This window comes from Kitasatospora sp. GP82 (assembly GCF_029892105.1).
Taxonomy (GTDB): domain Bacteria; phylum Actinomycetota; class Actinomycetes; order Streptomycetales; family Streptomycetaceae; genus Kitasatospora.
The window spans coordinates 1-4722 of record NZ_JARZAJ010000103.1; the positions used below are offsets into that span (position 1 = coordinate 1).

3 protein-coding genes are annotated in these 4722 nt (G+C 68.4%); all 3 read left to right on the plus strand.

Translation table 11 applies throughout. The features are described 5' to 3' along the window. Window positions 1-584 precede the first annotated feature (584 nt). The 3 genes from P3T39_RS37140 to P3T39_RS37150 all read left to right on the plus strand — a co-directional run bounded on the left by P3T39_RS37140 (window position 585) and on the right by P3T39_RS37150 (window position 4436). Entirely contained in the window at window positions 585-1277 is a 693-nt protein-coding gene (locus tag P3T39_RS37140; protein ID WP_280703746.1) for a response regulator transcription factor, read from the plus strand. After that, window positions 1274-2776, plus strand: coding sequence for a HAMP domain-containing sensor histidine kinase (locus tag P3T39_RS37145; RefSeq protein ID WP_280703747.1), 1503 nt, complete (start codon window positions 1274-1276; stop codon window positions 2774-2776). The genes P3T39_RS37140 and P3T39_RS37145 overlap by 4 nt, the downstream gene beginning before the upstream one ends. A 274-nt stretch (window positions 2777-3050) precedes the next feature. Continuing rightward, entirely contained in the window at window positions 3051-4436 is a 1386-nt protein-coding gene (locus P3T39_RS37150; protein WP_348534432.1) for a DUF2079 domain-containing protein, read from the plus strand. Window positions 4437-4722: the final 286 nt, after the last annotated feature.

Sequence of the window (4722 nt, forward strand, 5' to 3'; positions counted from 1 at the left end):
GCCCTGCTTCTATGCGTCCACTGGCCCGCGATCACCCGATCGAGACTTCCGTTCGATCGGCAGGCGCTCTGATCGGTACGACAACGGCTACTGACCCAGATCTCCCTGTACCTGACCGAGCACATCAAGCGGTTCGGGGAGTACTCGACCTACGAGCTCGGCATCACCCCGGACGACTATGAGAGCCACTTGGACGTGGACTTGAGCATCCTGGACGTGGATGGGGCGGCAGCGTGACACCCGAACTGATGGCCAAGCACCTGCAGGGCGCTCGGCGTCGAGGCCGTGTTCTCGGACGCGAAGGGCGGTGGCGATGCGGCGCTGGTTAGGGTGACCGGGCAGTCGCCGTACTGTGGGGTCGCCGGGATCCTCACCGAGGAGGTCGCGTGCCCGGCCGCGCGGCGGACTGGAAACCATGCCAGGCCACGTTGTACCGGGAACCGGTGCGGGGCACTACGGCCGCCTCACCGGTGTGTTGGCTGGACCCTTCCCTGGGTGTTGCCCCGCCGTGACAGAGCCCATATGAGCCGCACATACTTCATGGGCACGCTGCGCGGGTGATTACCGACTGGAGAGGGGTGGGGATGGCGCGTGTACTGCTCGTCGAGGACGATGACGGGCTCCGCGAGGCTCTGGATCTGGCGCTGTCAGGCCTGGGACACGAGGTCCTCGGCGCGCCGGACGGCCCTTCGGGGCTGGAGAAGCTGACCGCCGGACGGCAGGTCGATTGCGTGGTGCTGGACGTGATGATGCCGCACATGGATGGTTTCGAGGTCTGCCGCGGGATCCGGCGGCTCGGCCAGACTCCGGTCATCATGCTCACCGCGCGCTCGGAGCCGATCGACATCGTCGCCGGCCTGGAGTGCGGTGCGGACGACTACGTCGCCAAGCCGGTGGAGCCGCGGGTGCTCGACGCGCGGATCAAGGCCGTACTCCGGCGAGTGGCTCCAATCGCCGAACCGAACAGCGGGGCGGGCATCGTGGACATGGGGTCCGTACGCGTCGATACCCGCGCGATGAGCGTGACCAAGCACGGCGTCCCGCTGGAACTGACCCCGACCGAGCTGCGCCTGCTGCTGGAGTTCGTCCTCCACCCCGGGCAGGTGCTGACGCGGCAGGTACTGCTGGACCGGGTATGGGACTACGGGTATCTGGGCGACTCGCGCATCGTGGATGCCTGCGTCTGGCGGCTGCGGGCGAAGACCGAGGACGACCCGGCCCGCCCGTCCCTGATCGCCACTGTGCGCGGGGTTGGCTACCGGCTGGACCTGCCGTGACGGGCCGCCTCGGCCTGCGCGGCCGTATCGCCGTCACCGTGCTGTTCGCGTTGCTGCTGCCCTCGGTGCTCCTCTCGGTACTCAGCTATCGCGCCCTGCGGAACAGGGCCGAGCAGGACTTCCGGGCCCGGACACTGGCCAGCGCGCTGTCGGACTTCACCTCGGCGGCCAACTCCATCCGGAGCCAGGTCAAGCCGAACGCCCTGCTCAGCGCCAACGAGGCGCTCGCGGTGCGGAAGTTCAACACGTACGTGGTCTATGCCATGAAGCCGAACCCGGACGGGACCGGGTACACGGCCCCCGACCCGAACGAGCCGGTGGATCCCGATCAGGATCCCAACACCTGGCCCGGCCTCAAGGCCACCTCGGCCGGTGCGAACGACGCGCACGTCCCCTTGACCTCGCTCGCGGACTTCATGAACACCGGCGACTGCCCGCCGCTGATCGACGAGCGGCACCTCAACCTTGTGCACCCGGCCGGCCGGACATGGCTGCTCGTGGGGGCGATCGTGGGCAAGCAGGGCCCGGACGACCGGTACCCGGGTGCCCCCGTCCTGGCAGTCGAGAACTACTCCCTCCAGCCGGTCGACGATGAGACGGGCGTCTATCTGCGAAGCCTCCTCCTGGTCTCCTCGGCCACGGTGGTGGTCGGCGCCCTACTGGCTTGGCTCGTCGCCGGCCGGGTGCAGCGGCCTGTCCGCGCCGCCGGTGCGGCCGCCCGCGCACTCGGTGCCGGAGACCTCACGGTCCGCCTCCCGGTGTCCGGCCGTGACGAACTCTCCGATCTGAGTTCCTCGTTCAACCAGATGGCCGACCACCTGGCCGACACGATCGACCAGCTCACCCGGCACGAGGCGCGCCAGCGGCAGTTCGTCGCGGACGTGAGCCATGAGCTGCGTACACCCACCGCCTCGCTCCTGGCGGCGGCGACCGCGCTGGAGTACCCCACCACCAGGGACAGCGCAGCATCATTGATCGCCCCTCAGCTTCGGCGGCTGGCCACGCTGACCGAGGATCTGCTGGAGATCTCACGGATGGATGCGGGCGAGGCCACCGTGGCCCCGCAGCCGGTCGATCTCGCCGACCTGGTCGCCGACGTCGTCGCCCACAGCGAATCACCCGAGTCGGTGACCGTCCGGACCGAGGGCGACACCAGCGCCGACGTCGATCCGCGCCGGATGCACACCGTCATCACCAACCTGGTGTCCAACGCGCTACGTCACGGTGCCGCACCGGTCGAGGTGACGGTCCGCGCGGCGGAACACAGCGTTGTCGTCCGTGTCGCCGACTCCGGGCCCGGTGTACCCGAGGAGCTGCACGAACGGGTCTTCGACCGCTTCGTACGGGCCGATCCCGCGCGCGCTTTTGGCCATGGCGGCCCGGGCGGCAACGGGCTCGGACTAGCGATCGCCCGGGAGAATGCACGGCTGCACCGCGCCACGCTGACCCTCACGAACGAGCCGGGCGCGGTGTTCACGCTGACCGTACCCAAACGGTGACAAGCCGGTTCCGGTGGCCAGCCGGGTCACGGGAAGCCGAACGGAGCTACGACCGCGCGCACACACGGCGGTGACGGTCTGAACAAGCCGCGCGACCAGCCTGTCCGGGATGACCACTCGACCACCGCTCACGTACCCGCGCCCTGCCGCAGCCCCCGCCCAGCTCCCACACTCACCCCGTCACCGGCGAGGTGCGGCGACTGCCCTGGGCGGCGCCTTCCTGCTCTTCTACCTGACACTGTCGCTGCACCGGTACGACCGCTTCGGCTCCGGCGTGGACCTCGCCATCTTCGGGCAGGCCGTCAAACACCTCGCCGCAGGCCAGGCCCCGGTAGTCGATCTCAAAGCCCCCGGCTTCCTGGCGTTCGGCGATCACTTCGATCCCGTCATCGCCCTCGCAGCCCCCCTCTACCGCATCTGGCCCGACATCCGGGTCCTGCTCTGCATCCAGGCGCTGCTCATCGCGGTGGCCGTCGCCATCGTCGCCGAGATCGCAACAGCCACGCTCGGCCGGTGGCGAGGACTGTCGGCCGGTGCGGCGTTCGGAACGTCGGTCGGCGTCCAGAACACCGTGGACTTCGACTTCCACGAAGTCGCCTTTGCGGCACCCCTGCTGGCGCTCGCCCTTCGGGCCTACCTCCTCGGCCGATGGCGTTTGTGCGCCGCCCTCACAGCCGGGCTCCTGCTCGTCAAGGAGGATTCCGCCTTCATCATGCTGGGCATCGCCGTGGCCTTGGCCATACGAGGCCGACGCGCGCTGGCCGCCGTGCTCGCGGCCTGGGCAGTAGCCGGCCTCGCAATAGTTCTTACGATCGTCATCCCGTCCCTGAGCTACTGGCACCGCTACACCTACGCGCCGGAGGCCGAGGGCCCCTGGACGCTCCTCACGGCAAGTGCCCACAGTCTCGGCACCAGTCTGGTCACCGATGGCACTGCGTCGCGGACTCTTGTTCTTCTCCTGGCGGGCGCAGGAGTCATCGGGGCGCGTTCGCCACTGATCTGGGCCGCGCTGATCCCCTTCCTCGTACGAGCGGCGAACGCCAACCCCGCGTACTGGGGACTGGGCTTCCACTACAACCTGCTCATCGAGGTGGTCCTCTTCGCCGCCCTCATCGATGCGCTACGGCACCGCCCCCGAGCCGAGCCCATGGTCTGGGCACTGATCGCCTGGATGACGGCTGCTCTTGCCTGCGGGCCGCTCGTCACCGCCATCTCCCCCCAAGAAGACTGTTCGCGCTGCCGCGCCGCGCACACAGAGCTGGCCGTGATCCCGGACGGCGCGACGGTCGCCGCCGACGCCTACCTGCTCCCACACCTCGTCGACCGCACCACGGGCTACCTGCTCACCCCTGAATGCACCGACTCCGCCGGGCATCCCCTCACGCCGGACTGGGTGGTGCTCGACGAACGGACTTCCACGTATGGAGGCCCGTCATGGGTACCCGCGCTCACTCGTCGCCTTGCGTCCACCTATGAGGAGGTCTCGGCCGGAGACGGATACCTCGTCCTGCGCCGCAGGGCCGTGGCTAGGCTCGAATGGCCTGGTGCCGCGAGCTCCGTGCGCGTAGCGCTTCAAAATGGCTTCACAGCACCCGACCTGCTGTTTCGTCGGGTGAGGGCGTGTCAGTGTGATCACTGGCACGCCCGAGCGGGTTGGTAGGCTGGCGCACCTGTAGGGTTCCAAAACTCCTGCACATGCACTGACCTGGCTTTTCGTCAGCTGCTCTGATCTTCGTCAGGCGGTGTTGCGGTACTCGTGGATGAGTCCGCCGAGGACGTCGTGGCGTTGGATCCGTTGTGCAGGGAACGGGATGACGTCGGGGTTGAAGTTCCCCCAAGGCCGGGAAGTTAAGGGCTCGCAGAGCATTAACTCGCAGTCTTGATCTCCGATGGGCGGGTCATTCCTGCCGTGCTCGCGAGGCTGTAGAGGTCGTCAAGGGTGACGA